Genomic DNA, 21,306 nt, shown 5'->3' on the forward strand with positions numbered 1-21,306 from the left:
TCCCCACACTTTTTTAACAATTTTCCATTGGGCTTAGTCTAACTCCTAAACTAGAAGGATGAATAAGACTCGTATAGTTAGAGATAATAAACTGTAAAGAAAGATTTAATCTTGTTCTATTCCGCAATCAGCTGAAAATGCAGACACGTAAGCTACTTGACTGGTGGCAGACATTTACACCAATGGCGCGAATCACGGCGATCGCGTTATTCGTTCCGCTGCTAGTTCTCAATGGTTGGGCAATTTCGGTATTTTTTAATTATTTCCATTCTCTCATAGTCATTTTAGTCGGAGCCTCGGTGCTAGCATTTCTGCTCAACTACCCGGTAAGCTGGATGGAGCATCATGGCGCAAGGCGAGAGCAAGTTGCTATTTTAGTATTTCTCCTCGCTTTATCGGTTTTATTAGCATTGGGTGTGACACTTTTTCCTTTAGCCCTCACCCAAGCGCAGCAATTGGTGGCTCGTTTACCGGAGTTAATTGACTCTGGACGGTCTCAGCTGATGATTCTAAACGAAAAAGCTGAGACTTTCGGTTTACCCATCAACCTCGATGCGTTGGTAGTGCAAATTAACGATCGCGTCAAAGGACAATTGCAAGCCATTGCTGGACAAGTTTTAAATCTGGCTGTAGTCACATTTACCAGTCTGCTAGATTTTTTGTTGACGATGGTTTTGACTTTCTATCTTTTACAGCATGGAGGCGAACTTTGGCAAAGTCTGGTGGAATGGCTACCTGCTAGATTTCGAGATCCGTTTTCTAAAACCGTGCGCTTGAGCTTTCAAAATTTCTTCATCACCCAGTTAATTTTATCTACCTGTATGGCTTCAGCCATGATTCCAAGTTTTTTGTGGCTGAAAGTGCCGTTTGGCTTGTTATTTGGCTTAACTATTGGCATCATGGCTCTCGTGCCCTTTGGTGGTTCTGTAGGCATTGCTTTGACTACATTATTGGTAGCATTGCAAGATTTTTCAATGGGTGTGAAAGTTTTGATTGCGGCTGTCATCGTACAACAAATTCTCGAAAACTTAATTGCTCCGCGAATTTTAGGTAGCTTTACTGGTTTAAACCCCGTTTGGGTGTTAATTTCAGTTTTAACAGGCGCAAGAATTGGTGGGCTTTTAGGTGTAATTGTCGCAGTACCCACAGCTGTTGTCATCAAGACTATTTTAATTGCAGTGCGGATTGGAGGGTTCAGTAGTGAAACCGAAGAAGACACTATAGGAGAAATAACTGCGTCGGTTGCACCAAAGCAACCTCCGGAAACTGATGCTAAAAACCCTCTCAGCATTTCAGAACCAACATTACCTTGATAGTCAGCAACTTAAAATTGCTAAGTGAAGCTGAGGAATAGAAAATAGGAAGTCGAGAAAACTTTCTCATCCTGAGAGGATGTTTTAAAAGCCCTGAATGATGCATCAAATACTTTTCGATACCCTAAATTCTCTTAAAAAGCGGGAGTTGAATTTTAATTTTCCTTTAAAAGTGAGTAAAAGGGTATCAATAAGTGCTTAAATTCACACTCAAAAACTTTTAAAACAACTTTTTAAGAGGATGTTTGAAAAGTCATGATTGATGTATAAAAATATTTTTCACCCCTTCATAACCCGGCCCTTGGAAAGGTGAGGGAGCTGGTTTTTTCTAGTTTCCCCCCTTTATAAGTGGGAACTAAGGGGGGTAAAAATGTAATTCAAATCGCAGTCAATCACTTTTCAAACAACCTCTAAGGGTAGCTGCATCAAGATGGATCAACAATTGAACCCATAAACAAAATGCTTCCTGTTTGATTATCTCTGATGGCACAAAAGAAGGGGCGATCGACAATCATACGGAATGGTTCTGGCTCTGGTCTTAAAGATGTTGCTACTATTCCTACAGAAGTAGTTGCAGCGGCTTCAGTGCCTTCTTCATTCACTTCCAAAAAAGTTTTATGCTTAACTTGGCTAATGGCAAAATTTTGACCCATGCCGGAAAAATTGGCTTTGTTGCTGAAAGCTTCTTCCATACCTAAAGCTTTCAAACTATTGTTAAGTGAAATATCGTATTCCGTTTTGAAGCGGGGTAAACGGATAAATCCTTTTTGTTTGTTGAACTGAGTCATCCATTTTTCCCAGTTCTCAACATTTAAGCTTTGAGAAAAGGCTTTGAGATTAGAGTTTTCCTTGGGTAAGAAGATATAAAAACTCACTTTACCATCTTTACCATAAGGTAAACTCACTGCCTGAAATTGTTGATTTTCATAATATTTGTAATCACCCTCTTGTGACATCATCTGGTGTTTTTTTTGCTTGCCAGATGTGATGTAAAACGGATATTCAGCAGTTTGATTTTTGTCAAATTCGTTAGTCCAATTACCTTTGAAATATATGGCATTAATCAAGAACAAAACTTGATTGGGTTCAATTTTTTCGACTATTTTATTAATTTTGCCAGCAGTATTATCCTTTACCCAATCATTGATATTATTGACTGCTGTAGGATTTTTAAAGTTTAAATTACTGACCTTGGCTTGATAAAAGTCCTCTGTTCTTTGCAGAAAGTCTGGCTGAAATTTTACCTCTTGATTTGCCCAAAGGGAGTTAGCAATTTTGATCTGCACTTTGGCATCGGCATTCTCTAAAATTTGCTTTAATAATGCTGCGTATCCAGAGTTAATTTCTGACAAACTCATGCCCTGTAGTTCCAGGGTTTTTGCCATTGCTTGTTGAGTCGAACCACTAGCGCCATTGTAGGTCATTGCTAAAGCGATCGCTACACTCGAAGGTGAGATAAAAACATTTTTTTCTCCAGCATCATTTTTATTAACTTCTGAAAAAAGCTGGAAACCAAACTTATTATTTGACTGAATAATTTTAGTATCAGTCTTAACTGTTTTTTTTTCCAATGGGGTTTCTGGCTGGGGTAAACTAGATTGAGCAAGGGCACTTTTATTACTATCGACCTGAGAACACCCTAATACACCAAAGAGAACAACACTTGCAGCGGCCAAAACATAACGTCTGCCAAGACTAACCCCGTAACGTCTTTGCAGAAAATTTTCTTTCACATCAGTAAATTTTTGCCGATTCATTCTCCTACCTCACTTGCCAAAGATTATTAATCTGTGTCTCAGGGTTGACGCAAAGCCATGTCAATGATTAACTATTGCACTTGCTGTCATAGAAGAATGGCACTGTTACAGTTTTTGTAACAGCAAAAAATTAGGTCAGATAAATTAAACACAAATTTTCAGATTGTCAATTCCAAATTGCTGCTTGAGGCGACTGTGCAAAGGAATTATCACCAATTTTGATTTGTACCAACATTGGCTAATTATCTATAAACGTATTGTAGACTACGCAATCACCAAATAAGTAACCCTACAGAATTATTTACACAAGGGCAATTGACAATAGCTTTTAACTATTCCCTATTGCCTAAGTTCTGTGTGTAGTTGTCCGTTCCTACTTCAATTAATGGGTACAGTCCACCAAGCTAAAGCATAAGGTTGAGTTGCATCATTGAGCTTTTGACGAAACTGGACGCGGATTTTGTAATTTCCAGCCGCAGCAACGGGACAAAAAATATGTTCTACACTATCGATTTGACTGATTGAAGAACAAACAACACCATCATCTTTTTTAGCATCAGTTTTTACTAAGTAGAGGTCGAGGTTATTCAAGCCGCGATTGCGAAAATTTTCCCCTACGTCATACTGCTGATTCTTATTGCTATCATTGAGTTCTACCAATCGATCCCAATTCAGAGTAATCGCTACAAAACTACCTTGTTTTAAGGGTTTCGCTAAAGAATAATCAACAGAACCTCCAACATCGATTGTGCGATAATCCCATCCAATGGAAGGTACCACATCTGAAGGCTGCCATTGACCAGCATTAAATTGCTGATAAGCGCGAAACACATTCAAATGACCTGCTCCCATTTGAGCATCCAAAGGAATCTTTGGATCTTTGTAAGCATCAGAAGCCAGCCAATCTTGATTTTGTTTATCAATTAATGTCCGAGTCATTCCCAAACGCAAACCATCTCCGCTATCTTGGATTTTGTCTGCTGAATTAAGTAATACAGCTTTCATCACTTCATGACGCCGAGAATCTGTACTCCAATGATGTTGTTTTTTTCGCAACTGTCGATCGCCAAGTTCCTGCAACAAAGCAACACTAGCAGTAACTTGAGGTGCTGCAAAACTTGTCCCTGTAACCTTATTCAATTTGCCATCTGCATTAAGTAAATTGATGTTACTACCAGGAGCAACTAAACTGACAGCGCGACGCCCACCAATATTAAATTCTTTCCCAGCTAGCCGACCAGTGGCTCCTTGATTGACACCAGCCAGATTAGCAACATCTACTTTATTAAAAACTCCCCCCCTGCGGGATGAAAAAGCCACGTTCATTCCGTTAAAATTATCTGTAGGAATGGGAATACCACCTTTTCCTTGGTTGCCAGCAATGGCATACAAAACATCATGAACGCGACTAGACCAATCAACACATAAAGTTAACAAAGCATTGCCATCTAGAGCCGCCTGTGGTCGAGGATCGCGGCTCAGAGGTTCGCCAAAACTAAAGTTAATTGCACGGACATCACCACTATTTTGCAGTGCTATATGCTGTGCCGACAAGCACTCTTCTGGCTGACCCATATTTTTAGTAGAGCCGACAGCAGACGAATAAAGTCGCGCTCCCGGAGCAACTCCTGGTATGCCTTTGTCTTGACTTACCATCACACCAGCAACATTGTAAGCATGGGAGTCAACACCGCTATTAGACTTAGCTGGCCCATTGCGTAAGAACACCGCAGCCAAAGATATAGCGCGGTTTTTAGACACCGCCTTATCCCAACCAAACATTCCCGGCCGGCCGATTTCTACTTGACCAATAGCAATCTTGCGACCGATTAAATTATAAGGAGTTTGGTGTAGCTTGATAGCATCAATACCGTTAGTTCCCAAGGGAGACTCTAAAACTGAAGCAATCACCGGCGCACTCAAACACGAAGCACTCAATCCCCAAATTATCCAAGTTAGTTTTTTAGTCATTAGTTATTTAGTCATTGGTCATTAGTCATTAGTTATTGGGCATGGGGCACTTGTACTGAGCGTAGCCGAAGTATGGGGCATGGGGCAGAAGAGGCTCCAGGAGAAAAACTCATCTCCCCATCTCCCCATCTCCCCATCTCCCCATCTCCCCATCTCCCCATCTCCCCATCTCCCCATCTCCCTCATCAATCCCCATTCCCCACCCCCAAAAACCTGGGATCAAAGTTATAATATGCGGCTCAATATTTTGTTACAATGATTACAGACGAGGACGCTTAAAAACCCACTAGCCATGACCCAAAACCCATCTCAAAAGCCCATTGTAATTGCTCCATCTATCTTATCAGCCGATTTTAGTCGTCTGGGTGACGAAGTTCGTGCCGTAGATGAGGCTGGAGCTGACTGGATTCATGTTGATGTAATGGACGGTCGTTTTGTACCCAATATTACGATAGGCCCTCTGGTTGTGGAGGCAATTCGTCCGGTTACAACCAAGCCACTAGATGTCCACTTGATGATTGTGGAACCAGAAAAGTATGTAGAAGGATTTGCTAAGGCAGGTGCTGATATCATCTCTGTTCATGCAGAACACAATGCTTCTCCACACTTGCACCGCACTCTAGGCCAAATTAAAGAACTTGGTAAAAAAGCTGGAGTCGTACTTAATCCTGGCACTCCTCTAGAGTTAATTGAATACGTTCTAGATCTGTGCGATTTAATATTGATTATGAGCGTAAATCCTGGCTTTGGCGGTCAAAGCTTTATCCCTGGTGTATTGCCCAAAATCCAAAAGCTGCGCCAATTATGCGACGAACGCGGTCTCGATCCTTGGATTGAAGTGGATGGAGGTCTCAAGGCTAATAATACCTGGCAAGTTTTGGAAGCGGGAGCCAATGCCATCGTAGCTGGTTCGGCTGTATTTAACACCAGTGACTATGCACAGGCTATTACAGCAATTCGCAATAGCAAGCGTCCTACTCCAGAATTGGCGAAAGTTTAATTCATTTTTCCATTGACCATATTTTATAAAAGCTAGGTTAGGCAAATTAATTGCCCGACCTATTTTTATTGGAAATAAACAGAAGTCATGAATCATACAGAATTCTGACTCCTGAATTCTGAATTCTTATTCATAAAAAACTGGAAGCTATTTAAGTTTAGAACTTCCAGGCATTGCAATATAAATTGAAGTTTATAAACTATAAATAATCCAGGTTGGGAGGACTAGGATTACAATAGTCGAAAGAGAAGCAAGTAAGCCACTAGTTCTACCAGCCAAGACAATATTTTCACCGTAACTTTTCTATTTCCGTTCTTGATGTTGATGCTAAGCGTTCGCTTTATTAACTAAAGCAACATCAACCACAAGATAAAAAGCTTTCTCAGCAGCACTCCCACCGTCTGCAACTCGGTGAAAGGTGAAGAAAATTTGGTTTGGGGGAAGCCACCTCTTCAAATTCTCTTTGCTTGAGCTTTTTCGGAAAAAGAACCACCAGTAGCAACGGTTTGATAGTTGGTCTTGGTGTAAGAATTATTTAATACATGAAATGCTGATTATTTTTATAATCAGTTGATGTATTTCATGTTGAAAACTAATGATTGATTTTATTTTTTAAATTACCTTGCTTGCCAGTCACCTCTATTTTGATTAAAGTTATCATTTTTAGTTTAGCAATTTTGTCACTATAAATCTGCCAAAATGGCATATTTATAGTCATTTATTTTGATTTTTAACTTATTTAACGTCAACTCAACAGATTACAAAAACCCTTATTCAAACTTATCTCGCTTTGGAGACTGCCATAGCAATCCCAAATAATTTGTGAAATATTAGATGTTAGGGTTATTGACTGTTAACGGTTAACAGTCAACAGCGATATTGTTCACAACTCAAATAGCATTCAATACTGCTCGCTTTGTGCATTTTCAACTCGGAATTTGGTTTTGGGAAAAGGTGAGCCAGCGCGGTCTTGGGGGTTTCCCCCATGAGCGACTGGCGAACCCCGAAGGGGTTAAAGGGTAAAGGGTAAAGGTTTTTTCTTTCCCCTTTCCCCTGCCCCTTATCCCCCTCAGGGCCCCCCCCTTCCCCTTTTCCCCTTAACCGACAAGTATTGAAATAGCATTACTATATATGAAAAATCTGCCACTCATTAAAAAATGACATGGCAGAAATTGAGAGACTGAATCAAGTCTCAACCAAAATCTATTGATGCAAAATATTTTTTAATTCCATTTCAAGTATCTCAAATAGATGTTTTGAGTACTTTCTGTTTTATTTGTGATTGGATTGATGTTCTTTAATTTACTGTGCTAGCCTGCGATCTAAACTACTTCCACGGATTTCTGTTTTTTGCTTTCCCACTACTTCAAGATAAGGTATGTCTTTAATTTTGGTTAAGCAATTTGATGATACATTGCTATCAGTTCTGGAATCGTTGGGCTGTTTGAGCAATTTTATGTTTTCATTTTGCTGTTGGTTGACTCTGCTTGCTTGAGAGTTTTCTTTCAACAATCGATTATAAGTCCGATATGGAATGTAGTGAAGAGGATTATAACCAGCAAATCGCAGCATTAAAACACACGCCCAGGAATACTTTCCAGCCAAAATTGCTTCAACTACTTTATCAAATTGTTGAGCCTTCATTGTCTTGTCTAAGTTACTACTAATACTAGCAATGTCTTGATTCATAGTTTTTAGTTCTCTTGGGTAAAGTAAACTAGTTTGGTCTCTGCAATTTTTGGTGTTTCAATTCAGACTTACAAACTACACTGGCCTTTTTGCAGCTGTTTAATCGCTTGGGAGAAGTAATCAATAACGGATGATGTTTGGATGTTGACAGAGAATAAGCATCCATCAACAGACGCCTAGATAAATTTCCCAAATTATCAATAGCGATCGCTGCTTTTAAGTCTCGGTATAGCTATTGGTAGATGCAGATTGTCCTCTTCTAACTTTCTCAACCCCTAATTCAATTAACTTTTTTGGGTTGCTTGCCGTATAAATTACTACTTTAATAATGAAATCATTTCCGGGAAATTTTTAAAATTTTTTAGACTACTACAAAAAATATTTACTTTTGAGGCATTTCAAAGACCATTTGTATTTATACTATTTTTTGCAGTTAACGCCACCTGCTAATATAGCAGATTTATCAGTTAAATTTACGAAAATTTCTTCAAGATTTACTTATCTATTGTGCAACTTCGATATTTGTCATATTTGCTAATTAATGAGGGGTAACACCCCCCAGACAATATGAATTTTAAACCCTTATTATGTTGTGTAGTGGTTCAATGATAATACCATCAACTCTCATCTCAAACAACATCGTATTTTAGGAGTATATATAGCATTATCCAAAAAATCCGCCGTAGTATTTATTGAAAATATTTTTTATAATCCGCCAAGTGAAGAGTAATATTTTTGCTTGTAAGCCTTATTATCACAGAATTTTAGAAAATTAGTTTTTAAATTGAAAATATGTTTTTTATTTTTCACACACGCTAAGTATAGTTATTTTCAAAATAAACTATTTAGCATTAATATCATTTTTATTGTGATTTTATATAAATAAAGTTAAGGTAAATATAAGAATATTTTTAATCAATCACAAGAAAAATTATATTTAGCATAAACATCAAAAATCAAAATTTAATTGGACAATTAGGAACGATATTGTGAATGAATATAAATGAATTGAAAATATTTTTAAAAAAATATGTATTTATGAAATAGTATAAATTATTGAAATAAATAAAAATATATTTCTGTCTCTAATAGCAAAAAGATTAATCAAAACTTTTAACTAGGATAGATATTTTTAGTAATTTGTATTAATAAATACTTGTATATCAAAAAAATCTGCTCTGTATCAGTAATGATGCAGAGACGGTGAGAGATAATTAATTTAATAAGACGTTGGCGAATTGCTATGAGTCGTGTTCTTATTCAATAGCTAGCTTGATTCCAAGTCAGAATAGTTGGCTTCTGAATCACTGCTGCGGACTAGACCCAGGCAATTTTTATCCTTGCCAAACAACATAGATAGGAAATTTCTTGCCAATAAGCTATCTACAGGTTATGATATGATTCCCGGCTAATGAAAGCTGACCTAAACTACTAGCACTTCATAATTCTCAAGTTTGGGCAACTGCTGATAAAACCGAGAGAAAAACTTTGCATAGTCTATGGCTTCAAACTTAGGCAAAGTCTAGATGTCTTAGCGCTTGCATTTGGGATGTTGCCAGCTTTCTCTGGAAAACAGCCTGGATAGTGTTAGCAATATTTATCGCTAAAGCTAGTAATATTTGCATTTTTTGAAACGTAGTCTTAAATTCTCACTCCTTTAACTCTTACCATTACTGAAATTTTCTTTCCCTTCCGGAAACACTCGGAAAATAAAATCACAAATTAGACTATGACGTTATGCGTCATAGGGAGAAGTGGGGAGATGAGGAGGTAGGGAGATGAGGAGGTGGGGATCTGGGGAGATGAGTTTTCCCCTCTCCTCTTGTGCCCAATGCCCCATGCCCCATGCCCCATGCCCAATGACTAATGACTAATCACCAATGACTAAATAAATTCCCCAGATTGCCATTGGTCGTAGGTAGGTGCAGGCGCGAAAAGTGCCAGCTGCGGTGATGGCTTCGGGTGTGCGAAATTGTAGTCCATTTTCATAAATTTGCTGGACTACAGCTTGTGTCAATTTAAATGCTTCATCTTTCATTCCCATTTGCACCAGAAAAGCGGCTAAGCCAAAGTTTATTCCTGTCCAGACTTCCAAAGGATGAGTTGCTTTAGGGTTTTCTGGCGAACCATCGGGACGAACACCGTTAGCAGCACCGAATTTAGCATCGCAAAATTTCAAAAAGCAGGCATCGTAAACGGTTTTCAAGGCAGAGAGGGCGCGATCGCTCGTTACAATATCTGGTAGTCCTAGTAATCGGGCGTAGAACTGTCCGCATAATTGATCTGTCATTACTACATCGGAACCGCTTTCACTATCGAGTCGATAGTACTGCCCATTCCAAAGCTTTTGTTGGTAGATTGGGCAAGATTGTGCTAACCAAGCTTCATAGGTAGATTTTTGAAATTCTAAGTCGTTGCGATCGCCAACGTTGTGATTTAATAAAACTTGGCTAATGGCGATGGCAGCTTCTAGCGCCGCTAACCACAACCCACCACAATAGGCGCTGACACCTTGCAACCGCCAGTCATCAAATGTTTGGTCAGGCGCACCAGAATTTTCGGGAATACCATCGCCATCTAAATCAAAAGTTTTTAGGTAGTTGAGAGTTTGAACTACTGCATTCCAACACTCTGCTAAGAATTCCACATCCTCAGCACCCGTAAACAGAAAATCTCGGTATACTTGCAATACAAAGTCGCTACCTAAATCTTTCCATAAATTGCAGTCTTGATAGCTGGTATAGTTGGTTTTCTCCCAAACGTGTTCGTTAGGTGCGCCTAAATCGTGGGGTGTTGCACCAAAGGCTTTACGAACTGCAAGGGGACTTTCTGCTTTGATTGTCATGTAATAGCCGATGATTCGGGGCGTGTCATCACCTTGGGGAATTGCCCGTGCAAATGCGCGTATCACTGACTTTTCCAATTCTGGAAACAGCATCAACAAAGAAAAAGAACCATACAACCGCACGTCTAGACTTTCATACCAGCGATAATCTAGGCACTCCAGCACCGCAAATTGACCGATGGGGTCAAGTTCTGATGCTGCATTCCAGAGAGTACCGCCACAGGTGAGGTCGTAAAGTTCATTAAATAAAGCCATCTTAAACCAAGAAGGCAAATCTTTTCGGTGGAGAATGGGTTGTTGCCAACTTTGAATTTGCGATCGCCAACTTTGGTATTGTTCTAAAGCGGTAGATGCGATCGTCCAAGCATGGCTACCATCTTTACCAAAAAAGTCTGTGTATCTGCGATAGTAGTTGATGCCGGCGGCAAATTCTGTAATCGGCAAATCCCAAGCCAGAACAAAGGGGATTTCTAGAGTTTCCCCTGGTTGGAGAGTAAAACGAAGTGCAATGGCAGCTGCTATTTGTGTGTTTTCTGCGGCTGGAGTGGTGTCTTGATAATTAGGTAAAGAACCATCTTCAGCAAAGGTTCGCCATACATCTTCACCCGTACCAATGGAATTCCAGCGAGTGTGATAAAATACCTCTACTCCTGGATGTTTCAAAGTGGCAATACACCAGGTTCCATCCCCTTCTTGCAATGGTTTGCCGTTATCAACCCGACCTAAAAGACAACCAAAGTATTCTGGATTTTCTACTATCTGATTGTAATTTCCTTGACTTTCACCCAAGCGTGGTTGGTATTCATAAGCTGGACTACCATCATCGCGCACCCGCACTTTCGGAGATTTGAGAGAGTTAGTAAACCAACCCACCATATTTTCCCAAGTGAACATGATGCTAAGAGTAATAGGTGCATTTGTCGGGTTATGAGCATTCCAATGGAACACCGCCACAGGATAGCTAGTTTCTTGGTAATTATCAGCCCACACAGGGGAAAACTGCTCGCAAGTTAACTGTGTTTGAAAAACATTTTCATATACAAACCAGCTACGGGGATACAGAGCATGATATTCGCCAGTTTTGTTTTCATTAATATTTGCTTCCCCTACTCCTGTGCTTCCTGGATACCATTGCCATGCTTTGAGGCTACCATCCTCAGATGCTTGGGTAGATAAAGCATAAGCTTGGGTAGATGTACCATTAGACTCAAATACACTAAATTGGCAGGCGGGCACGTTTTTGAAGATATGCTCGCCACCATCAATGTGCCATAGATTAAAGTCACCCCGTGAAGAACGACCGATACAACCTGCACCAAAGCCACCTAATGGCGCACCATGCCAGGGGCCATCATCAAGATTACTAGCATAACGCACAGTATAGGGCTTATCCCAGCCTAAACCGATGGGACGATTCCAAGTGCAAGGGGGAATTGTCGGGGAGGATTGATGTGTCATCGCCTGATGTCATTGCGTGGAGTTACGTCCATGAAGACTAGCGCGATGTACGGTTTTTATCAAGTAGGAAAGTTGTGGGTGTGGGGTATGGGGCATGGGGCATGGGGCATAGGGTATTGGCCAAACAGGGCTTTCCAGGTAATGGTGAAAGGGAAAGGGGTAAGGGTGAAAGGTTAAATTTATCCCTTTACCCTTTACCCTTTACCCCTTTCCCTTTACCCTACCTCCCCAATCCCTTTCACACCATCAATGCATTTCGTCGTATTCTGGGGCTTCAACTCGTCTTGCATCTACACGAGAGGCGGGTAAAAACTCAGCACGACGTACAGGGACTAAGGGTGGTGTAGGCCCTTGATAAGGATGAATTACTTGTACGGTGCGGGTTGGACGCTGGCGTGGTGAGAATAAAGCCAGCACCCCGGCCACAACAACACCACCACCAATGGTGAGAGCTGCGCCTCCCACTGCCCACAGCATAGGTGAAGACCACCAGGGACTTTGTGGCTGGAATGCTGTTGCTTTTTGTTGGTTATTTTGCTGAGCTAATTGCCACTGCTGCTGAGTATTGAAATTTTGGACTTGACCTTGGAGTTGTTGGTTGAGCAACTTCAGTTGTTCGTTGTCCTTTTTCAAACTCTCCATTTGCATGTTCAGCTTTTCCATTTCTAGGCGCTGATCGGAATTGGGTGCAGTTGGTGGCTGATTGGGATAAATTGGTTGTGGTTGCCCGTAATACCCTCCTGGGTATTGCATTTGTGGCGGCATCACCTGGGGCGCTACCACAGTATTCGGCATTTGGGGAGCAACAGCGAAGTTGGGTTGTATACTTGTTCCTTTGAGCAATACTAGAGCCGCTAACCCAGCGACAGCGACCCCACCGATAAATGCCATACTTTCACTCATCGCCTTTGCCCCTCAACTGCAATATAACTATAACCATCTGTGAATGAATCACTCTCACACTCATAAATTTTGACCGCTTCACATAATACTCAGACTATAAGCGACTGTATCAGCTAGTTTTTTTACATGATGATATCTGATGTTAATATTCAAGACCAGAACAGTCAAATTGTCTACTAAACTTAGGATAAAAAAACTACGCTGTTACACTTTTTTAATCTACTTTTTCGCTCTCATCAACATGAGTATTTGTACTGTTGGCGGTTTTGATGGCTGTTTTGAGACTTTGGCAAAATTGGGCGATCGCATTTAGTCCCTGTTCTGGTGTACCTTCTGCTAAGCGCTTTACAAAAGCGCTGCCTACAGCCACCCCATCTGCTCCCCATTCCCGTACTTGACGAGCTTGACCAGGCTCGGAGATTCCAAAGCCCACACCAATGGGTTTATCAGTAACACTACGAATTTGTTTTAGTAAATCAGATACCCGCGTTTCTACTTGCGTTCGCATTCCTGTCACACCTGTGACGCTGACTAAATAAATAAATCCTTGGGAAGACTGGGCGATGGCTTGTATTCGTTCGGCAGAACTTGTGGGAGCTACCAACAAAGTTATATCAATTCCCATCTCACCAGCTGGTTCAAGTAACCCTGCGGCCTCTTCTAAAGGTAAGTCAGGTACTACCAATCCTGACACCCCAGCCGCAGCAACTTGCTGGAGAAATTTATCAATTCCTTGGTGCAAAATTGGGTTGTAATAGGTGAATAGGACAATGGGCGATCGCATTTTGGGAGTAGTTGCTCGCAGCATTTCCAGCACTTGCTCAAATTTCGTTCCTCTTTGCAGGGCGCGGGTAGCAGCTGCTTGAATCACTGGCCCATCCGCTAGAGGATCGGAGTATGGTACGCCCAGTTCAATAATATCTGCTCCGTTGCGATCGAGGATTTGCAGAGCTGCTGCTGTTGTCTCTAAATTTGGATCGCCAGCAGTGATAAACGGAATCAAAGCACACTCACGATTGTGCCTCAGGGTTTCAAAGCAATCAGAAATTGCAGTCATTAGTCATTAGTCATTGATCATTGGTCATTGGTCATTGGTCATTAGCCATTGGTCATTGGTCATTAGCCTTAGGCGAAGGTCAAAGGACAAATGACAAAGAACAAATAACAACTGACCAATGATCACTTTACACCTGAGACTGCTCTTCTTGTTCTATCTCGGCTTGAATTCGTGCTAGTTCTTCGGGAGTTAGTTCTTCCAAGCGATTTTGCAGAAATTCTTGCTCGTACTGTTCCCGTTGTTGGTGGTAGGTCATTTTTTGTCCCACCGCACGGAAAAAATAGGTAGCTAACCAGCCAACTAACACAGCCACTAGTAGCACTTGGCTCCATATACCAGCTTGCTGATTATCGAAACCGGCTAACTGCAATCCTACATACGCCAAGCCACCAGCAATAAAAATGCCTAAGCCAATTCCAATAGCGTCAATCCGTCGCATGAGAGTTATGACCTACCAATTTAGTTAAACTTCAATTTGTCGCGGTCGTGGTCGAATATTTACAACCGGCGATAAAACCAACAAACCTGGAAAGAAGAAGAACACCAAAAAGTACATAAACACACGCTCAATGGAGCTAGCTGCATACCAACGCTGCTTCAAGTAGAGCAAAACAGCGATGGGAACTACTAGAAGATAAGCTCCAGCCAAAATCAGATACAGCAGGGCGACGATCATAACTTTTTTGTCTAAGCATCTATTCCTCATCATAAGGCGAAGAGCGGGACTCAGGAAAGTCGAGAGGGGGAAGATGGGGAGATGGGGGGTAGGGGAAAAGGTTAAAGGGGAAAGGTTAAAGGGGAAAGGTTAAAGGGAAAAGGAATAAATTTAACCTTTCCCCATGCGCCATGCGCCATGCCCAATGCCCCATGCCCTATAAAAGCATTTTGAGAAAAGCTGCCAGAAAAATTGACATACGTCCTGTATATGATGCTATGATAAATAGCCCAGTGCCAAATCAGTGCTACTGTCAAAAAAGGTGGAAAGTTCTATCCAAATTGGTTAGGAAAAAACAAAAAACTTCCAATTGGAAAAAATATTTTCAATCTTGTTGGACAAATGACACAATTGGTGGTGGAATAGATGAGGGGGTATTTGCTGCCTCTAAAAAATAAATAGTTACCGAACACCTGCGGGGGTGTGGCGGAATGGTAGACGCTACGGACTTAGATAACTGAGCCTTAAGGGAGAAATCCTTTAAGTGGCAGCTCTCAAATTCAGGGAAACCTAAATCTGGCAACAGACACGGCAATCCTGAGCCAAGCCGAAAAAAGTCCTGAGTCATGAGTAATGAGTAAACTAAAAACTCATAATTTGTAACTCATAACTATTCGGAAGGTGCAGAGACTCGACGGGAGCTACCCTAACGTAAAGTCGAGGGTAAAGGGAGAGTCCAATTCTCAAAACTTGGAGTGGTTATTGCCATCAAGTAGCCGTGAAAACTGCGGGAGAATGAAAATCCGTTGACCGTAAAAGGTCGTGTGGGTTCAAGTCCCTCCACCCCCATTTAATTTAGATTTATCAGTTAGTAAAAACTGTGACTTAACCCATAAGTTTGCCCCACCGCTAATCTTATGGGTTAAGCTAGCACTGATGCAACTTTCTGACATTTTTAATACTCCTTTAGGGTACTGAATTTCAGTATTCCTAAAGTTATGTAGCAATGCTAACCGCTAATCACCGCTATACATTCAATTTCCACCAACACATTCTTAGGTAAGCGTGACACCTCTACACAAGCACGCGCCGGGGCTGTATTTTCCGGGAAATATTTGGCATAAACGGCATTCACGGCTGCAAAATCATTCATATCAGCCAGAAATACAGTAGTTTTCACCACATCTGCAAAAGTCGCCCCGGCTGCTGTGAGGATGGCTTCTAGATTAGCCATTACTTGCTCGGTTTGTTTTTTGACATCATCAGTGTAGACGACATCACCGAGGCGGGGATCGATGGCAATTTGTCCAGCTACAAATAACAATTGACCAGAAGCAGCGATCGCTTGATTATAAGGGCCGACTGGTGCGGGTGCGTTATCAGTACGAATTACTTTACGAGTCATAGATATCACTTTGTCTAACGATGCTACCTGTTTACCGATTTCGATTTGGGAGGCGATCGGTTTATAAACCTCTCCATCAGGCATTATCGCACCAGTCAGGTCAGCATCTTTAAAAGTTGCCCCATAGGTATCTGCCCCAGTTAAATCAGCCCTTCTCAAGTTTGCTCCGTCTAAATTTGCCTTGATTAAATTTGCCCATCGCAGGTTAACTTTTTCTAAATTCGCTCCTTGGAGTAATGCTTTTTTAAGGTTTGCACTTTGAAGAGATGCTGCTGTGAAATCCATATCAGCCAAATTCATACCTGAGAGATCAACTTGGTAGAGATTTGCTCTATAAAATATACTTCCTTCGAGTTTGGCACTTTGCAATATTGCCTCACTTAAGTTTGCCAAAGTTAAGTCACATCCAGTTAAGTACGCCTGACCCAAATCTGTCTTAGTTAGATTAGCTTTACTGAGATTAGCTTCAGCTAGGGAAGCCCCAGTCAGGTCTGCACTACTAAGATTTGCTCCACGCAAATTTGCTGTATCTAGATTTGCATAAATTAATTTTGCACTACTGAGGTCTACACCTATCAGATTTGCCTGTTCTAAGTTTGCATGATTGAAATTTGCGTTATTCAGATTTGACCAACTTAAGTCAGCACCATCAAGGTCAGTCCAAGCAAAAATTGCTGAAGAAGCCTTTACCGAATTTAACTTTGTATTTGTTAGAGAAGATTTAGTGAAAATTGTACTATTAAGGTTCGCTTCAGTTAAGTTTGCTCCACTTAAGTCAACTCCAGTCAGATTTGCACTGTATAAATCTATCTCGCTTAAATCTGCACCTTCAAGATTTTCTTGGCTCAAATTTTGAGAACGAAAATTCCGTTGTCCTTCGGCGTATTGTTTTAAAAGCTCCTCAGCATCCATAATGCACCTTTAAATACCACTGACACAGTATAATCACAAAAACTTTGTGTCACAGGTATTCCACTCTTTTCTTACTCTGCGCCCTCTGCGCCTCTGCGGTTCGTTCCTCTTACCCCAACCTCGGACGTATTCGATAATGCCATCAGATCGGCATCGCGATCGCAATCGTATAATACTGTTACGACAAACTCCAAAACATAATTGATGAATATTAAAGAATTACTGCTCCAAGAAATTGAATCATCCTCAGATGTTCTACTAGCCCAAACGCTAGATTTTTTGCGTTTTCTCAAAACAAAACCAACAACCGAGGAAATATCTGTTGACCCGTCAACGGAAAAAAATAATGATACTTCCAACCAGAAAATGAAACCGGAAATACAAGAAGCAACACCAATTATTAGAGGCTCTAAAGCAGAAGATTTGTTAAAATTTGCCAGCACTTGGCAAGGTGATGATTTTGAAGAGTGCTTGCAGCTTGTTTATCAAACCCGTTCTCCGGCTGAATTTTAGTAATGTACCTCTTAGATACCAATCATTGTAGCCGTATCATTTTTGGAGAAACAAACGTCATTCGTGGCTTACAAGAACATATCGGTTTAGGGGTTGCAACTAGCGTTATTGTGCAAGGTGAACTCCTTTACATGGTGCAAAAGTCTTCTCAATATGAAGCAAATCTTCGCTTTGTCAGAACTTTTTTGCAAACCATCGATCTTTATCCCATTAATGGAGGGGTTGCCGATGTTTACGGTAGCCTCAAAGGAAAAATTGTCGAACATTTTGGCCCCAAAGACAAAGCAAAGCGTAGAAAGTTTACCGTTCAAGATTTGGGTTTTAGTGATAACGATTTGTGGATAGCTTCAACTGCTCTGCACTATAAACTCACCATTTGTTTCAGGGGACAGCGATTTTCAAAGGATACAACAGGTGCAAGCCCTAGCTTTAGAATCTTGGCTTTGACATCCTCCCAACATTTACCCAAACTGTATAGCAAAGAATTCCAGATATTCTCCTCACCTCTTCTCTGTGCCCTCTGCGTCCTCTGCGGTTCGTTTCTCTAGCCCAACCTCGGACGTATCCCATAATGCCGATATCGCCAATAATCCTGCAAAATGCGATCGTGGTCAAAACATAAATTACTCGGTACGCGCCAAGACTCAAAAATTCCTAGGCCTTTAGCATCATCCCCAGCCACAGGTTCTCCCATGGCCGTCGCCAAAAAGACAATACTAATGGTATGTTGACGCGGATCGCGATTGGGGTCAGAATACACCAGTAATTGTTCAATTAATTCTACCTGTAAACCAGTTTCTTCCTCAGCTTCTCGCCGTGCCGCCACTTCCACAGCTTCTCCATAATCCACAAAACCGCCAGGAATAGCCCAACCTAAGGGTGAATTATGTCTTTCAATTAACACTATTGGTCGATGAGGTCGATCTACTAGTTCAATGATGATATCAACTGTCGGTGCAGGATTTCGGTAAGACATGGAATTTTAGATTTTAAATTTTGGATTTTGGATTAATTAGGGATTGGGAGTTAGGAGTTAGGAGTTGGGAGTTAGGAGTTAGGAGTTAGGAGTTAGGAATTCTTACCTCTGTTCCCTGCTCCCTGCTCCCTAGCCCCTGCCTCATCCCTCAGTCCCCAATCCCCACTGCCGACAGCTTTCATGATAAATTCGATGCGATCGCGTAGCATTTTGTTGTGGCGATCGCTTGCTCCTATAATTCAGGTTAAATATGCCTTTTCCTAGATCTAGTGGCATTTTGCTGCATCCTACTTCTTTTCCCAGTCGATTTGGCATTGGGGATTTAGGCTCAGAAGCTTATCGTTTCATTGATTTTCTTAAAGAAAGCTATCAACAGTATTGGCAAGTTTTACCTTTAGGCCCCACTGCATACGGCAATTCCCCATACATGTGTTACTCGGCAATGGCGGGAAATCCCTTGCTAATTAGCCCAGAAAAACTTTTAGATGAGGGTTTGTTAGTTGAAGAAGACTTTGCTAATTTACCAGCATTTGCGGCGGAAAAGGTAGATTTCGATGCGGTTGTGCCAGTAAAAGTTGGGCTACTAAAAAAAGCATGTGAAAACTTTAGAGCTAATGCTACGCCTGAGCAACAGAAAGAGTTTGCAGCTTTTTGTGACACCAAAGCCTATTGGCTGGATAATTATGCCTTATTTATGGCATTGAAAGATGCTAACGAAGGTGCAAGCTGGTATACATGGGAAACAGAATTTGCCAAGCGCCAGCCAGAAGCCTTAGATAGAGTACAGCGTCGCCTCAATGGAGAAATTTTTTACTACAAGTTCATCCAATTTGAATTTTTCCGCCAGTGGTCTAATCTGAAAAATTACGCCAACACCCACGGTATAGACATTATCGGCGATATACCCATTTATGTAGCTCATGATAGCGCCGATGTCTGGGCAAATCCCGACATTTTTGCCTTAGATGAAGAGACGGGAGAAGCAGCACAAATGGCAGGAGTTCCACCAGATTACTTTAGTGCCACCGGTCAACTGTGGGGAAACCCAGTTTATAACTGGGAGGAATTGCAAAAACAAGACTTTAAATGGTGGGTACAGCGCTTTGAGGCCATGCTGGATTATGTAGATATAATTCGCATTGACCACTTCCGAGGTTTCGAGGCTTATTGGTCTGTACCCCAAGGCGAAGAAACAGCCATGAATGGCCAATGGGTGGAAGCTCCTGGAGAAGCTTTTTTTGAAGTAATTGGGCAAAAACTCGGCAAACTACCCGTATTGGCAGAAGATTTGGGAGTAATTACACCAGAGGTGGAAGCACTGCGAGACAAGTTTGAATTTCCGGGAATGAAAGTTTTGCAATTTGCCTTTGGTTCCGATCCTGCCAATCCATTTTTACCATTTAATTACCCGCGAAATGCTGTAGTCTATACCGGAACCCATGACAATAACACAACCGTTGGCTGGTTCAACACAGCTAACGACTACGAAAAGCAAAACTTATTGCTGTATTTAGGTTGTGTCAGCCCTGAAGGCATCCACTGGGATTTAATTCGACTAGCATTGAGTTCCGTAGCCAACCAAGCGATTATTCCTTTGCAAGATATTTTGGGATTAGGAAACGAAGCCCGAATGAATTTTCCTAGTGTTGCTGAAGGTAACTGGGGGTGGCGCTATCAAACAGCAGAGTTAACACAGGAATTAAGCTCAAGGCTGAAAACTCTCACCAGACTAAATGGACGTGCCCCGAAAGCAGATTGAGGACGCGGGGACGCGGAGACAAGGGGACGCGGGGACACGGGGACGCGGGGACAAGGGGACAAGGGGACAAGGGGACACTGAGAATTCTTTCATCCCGTTTCCCATTTTCTGCATTCTCTCTTTTCTTTGCGTCCCCGCGTCTCTATGTCCCCGCGTCTTCTTACCCTCATCTCAAAACCTTTGGTTTAGCAGCCGCAATCATAACTTCTTGTTCTTTCCCTAGTTCTCCCATTTCTTTGGCTTGCTGCTGATTAACGCTCATCAAAACACCGCCAGCATTATCAGTTTTGACTGTTAATTGCTCTTGGGCTTTCCAAACTCGGTAAGTGCCTTCTGGTAGAGTACCTTCAAACTCAGTTTTACCATCAGCGATTACCCGAATCCAGGATGAAGCTTTCAAGGTAACACCAATTTGTACGGCTTCTTTTTGTTGGACGCCATTTGAGGTGTCGCTAACAGGTTGAATTTCTTGTGAGTGTTTTGATTCGGCTAATTCTGGTCTCACGATTTCTGGTTTAACAATGGGCTTTTGTTGTGGCTGTGGCTCACTTTGACCATAACTTGCTTGTAGTATGGCGTTATTTAATAAGTAGGATAAGCCATTGACGGAGCATAAAATTAGCAATATGTAAAGAAAGTAAAGATGAATAGGACGTAGTTGATTCAGGGGTGAAGGATTCGCTATAGGTTGGAAGTTTACTTGTGCAGAATTAATCGGAAAAGTGTCAGCTAATTCGGTTCCATTCAAGCCTAATGCGTCGGCAAATCGCCCGATCAAACCTTGAATATAAACGGGTTCTGGAAGATCGTCTAAATTACCTTCTTCGATCGCCTGCAATAACCGTCGCGGAATCATGGTTAATACAACCACTTGTTCTAGAGATAGACCTTGTTCTTGACGTAATGCCCAAAGTCGAGCGCCAATTTCTGCCAACTTTTGAGATCTTTGTTGCTCTAATGAAAGTGGGGGCTGCTGATTATTTTTCTTTCTTGGCCATTTCATGCCTTCTGACACTCCTTAACTCAACTAAATCTTTAATAGGTTGCTTGAACAAGAATTCAGAATTCAGAATGCAGAATTCAGAATGAACTT

At 41.4% G+C, this 21,306-nt stretch carries 17 protein-coding genes and 1 pseudogene; 5 read left to right on the top strand and 13 right to left on the bottom strand.

Translation table 11 applies throughout. The annotated features are described in order from the left end of the window. Window positions 1–137 precede the first annotated feature (137 nt). Window positions 138–1,313 carry an AI-2E family transporter gene (locus tag VF06_RS28260; protein ID WP_099071672.1) on the top strand — a complete coding sequence of 392 codons (1,176 nt, stop codon included), beginning with the start codon at window positions 138–140 and terminating at the stop codon, window positions 1,311–1,313. 425 nt (window positions 1,314–1,738) lie between these two features. Here the strand turns inward: VF06_RS28260 and VF06_RS28265 are convergent, their stop codons facing one another. From VF06_RS28265 to VF06_RS42970, 3 genes are all read right to left on the bottom strand, one after another. Continuing rightward, window positions 1,739–3,070 carry a serpin family protein gene (locus VF06_RS28265; RefSeq protein ID WP_099071671.1) on the bottom strand — a complete coding sequence of 444 codons (1,332 nt, stop codon included), beginning with the start codon at window positions 3,068–3,070 and terminating at the stop codon, window positions 1,739–1,741. A 378-nt stretch (window positions 3,071–3,448) separates the two neighbouring features. After that, on the bottom strand, window positions 3,449–5,041 hold the full coding sequence (locus VF06_RS28270) for a S8 family serine peptidase (protein WP_099071670.1): 1,593 nt from the start codon (window positions 5,039–5,041) through the stop codon (window positions 3,449–3,451). A 32-nt stretch (window positions 5,042–5,073) separates the two neighbouring features. Beyond that, window positions 5,074–5,202, bottom strand: coding sequence for a hypothetical protein (locus VF06_RS42970; protein WP_257207645.1), 129 nt, complete (start codon window positions 5,200–5,202; stop codon window positions 5,074–5,076). Window positions 5,203–5,333: 131 nt separating this feature from the next. On the opposite strand from VF06_RS42970, the gene rpe reads away from it, so the two are divergent. Continuing rightward, window positions 5,334–6,041: a ribulose-phosphate 3-epimerase gene (rpe, locus tag VF06_RS28275; protein ID WP_099071669.1), complete on the top strand. Its 708-nt coding sequence runs from the start codon at window positions 5,334–5,336 to the stop codon at window positions 6,039–6,041. 1,302 nt (window positions 6,042–7,343) lie between these two features. Here rpe and VF06_RS28280 read toward each other — a convergent pair. The 7 genes from VF06_RS28280 to VF06_RS43410 form a co-directional block, all read right to left on the bottom strand. Continuing rightward, on the bottom strand, window positions 7,344–7,730 hold the full coding sequence (locus tag VF06_RS28280) for a HetP family heterocyst commitment protein (RefSeq protein WP_099071668.1): 387 nt from the start codon (window positions 7,728–7,730) through the stop codon (window positions 7,344–7,346). Window positions 7,731–9,600: 1,870 nt separating this feature from the next. After that, complete coding sequence (locus VF06_RS28285) at window positions 9,601–12,033, bottom strand: GH116 family glycosyl hydrolase (protein ID WP_099070905.1); 2,433 nt, start codon at window positions 12,031–12,033, stop codon at window positions 9,601–9,603. 246 nt (window positions 12,034–12,279) lie between these two features. Beyond that, window positions 12,280–12,936, bottom strand: coding sequence for a heterocyst differentiation related protein (locus VF06_RS28290; RefSeq protein WP_099070904.1), 657 nt, complete (start codon window positions 12,934–12,936; stop codon window positions 12,280–12,282). 214 nt (window positions 12,937–13,150) lie between these two features. Beyond that, a complete protein-coding gene (gene trpA / locus VF06_RS28295; RefSeq protein ID WP_099070903.1) occupies window positions 13,151–13,993 on the bottom strand; it encodes a tryptophan synthase subunit alpha in 843 nt (280 codons plus the stop codon). 127 nt (window positions 13,994–14,120) lie between these two features. Continuing rightward, on the bottom strand, window positions 14,121–14,432 hold the full coding sequence (locus VF06_RS28300; RefSeq protein WP_099070902.1) for a DUF3007 family protein: 312 nt from the start codon (window positions 14,430–14,432) through the stop codon (window positions 14,121–14,123). A 24-nt stretch (window positions 14,433–14,456) separates the two neighbouring features. Continuing rightward, a complete protein-coding gene (gene ndhL / locus VF06_RS28305; protein WP_257207647.1) occupies window positions 14,457–14,699 on the bottom strand; it encodes an NAD(P)H-quinone oxidoreductase subunit L in 243 nt (80 codons plus the stop codon). 958 nt (window positions 14,700–15,657) lie between these two features. Further along, entirely contained in the window at window positions 15,658–16,965 is a 1,308-nt protein-coding gene (locus VF06_RS43410) for a Rid family detoxifying hydrolase (protein WP_099070899.1), read from the bottom strand. A gap of 204 nt (window positions 16,966–17,169) precedes the next feature. Between VF06_RS43410 and VF06_RS28320 the strand changes: the two genes are divergently transcribed. Both VF06_RS28320 and VF06_RS28325 read left to right on the top strand, forming a co-directional pair. Next, window positions 17,170–17,478, top strand: coding sequence for a hypothetical protein (locus VF06_RS28320; RefSeq protein ID WP_099070898.1), 309 nt, complete (start codon window positions 17,170–17,172; stop codon window positions 17,476–17,478). A 2-nt stretch (window positions 17,479–17,480) separates the two neighbouring features. After that, window positions 17,481–17,925: pseudogene (locus VF06_RS28325) on the top strand (type II toxin-antitoxin system VapC family toxin). Window positions 17,926–18,022: 97 nt separating this feature from the next. Here VF06_RS28325 and VF06_RS28330 read toward each other — a convergent pair. Together VF06_RS28330 and VF06_RS42985 are read right to left on the bottom strand one after the other, a co-directional pair. Then, window positions 18,023–18,454: an NUDIX domain-containing protein gene (locus VF06_RS28330; RefSeq protein WP_099070897.1), complete on the bottom strand. Its 432-nt coding sequence runs from the start codon at window positions 18,452–18,454 to the stop codon at window positions 18,023–18,025. A gap of 141 nt (window positions 18,455–18,595) precedes the next feature. Beyond that, window positions 18,596–18,730, bottom strand: a complete 135-nt coding sequence (locus VF06_RS42985; RefSeq protein ID WP_257207643.1) for a hypothetical protein — start codon at window positions 18,728–18,730, stop codon at window positions 18,596–18,598. Here VF06_RS42985 and malQ point away from each other — a divergent pair. Next, window positions 18,705–20,213 carry a 4-alpha-glucanotransferase gene (gene malQ / locus VF06_RS28335; RefSeq protein WP_099070896.1) on the top strand — a complete coding sequence of 503 codons (1,509 nt, stop codon included), beginning with the start codon at window positions 18,705–18,707 and terminating at the stop codon, window positions 20,211–20,213. The genes VF06_RS42985 and malQ overlap by 26 nt on opposite strands. 166 nt (window positions 20,214–20,379) lie before the next feature. Here the strand turns inward: malQ and VF06_RS28340 are convergent, their stop codons facing one another. Then, a complete protein-coding gene (locus VF06_RS28340; RefSeq protein WP_099070895.1) occupies window positions 20,380–21,216 on the bottom strand; it encodes a helix-turn-helix domain-containing protein in 837 nt (278 codons plus the stop codon). Window positions 21,217–21,306: the final 90 nt, after the last annotated feature.

The organism is Nostoc linckia z4, from assembly GCF_002608075.1.
GTDB lineage: Bacteria > Cyanobacteriota > Cyanobacteriia > Cyanobacteriales > Nostocaceae > Nostoc > Nostoc linckia.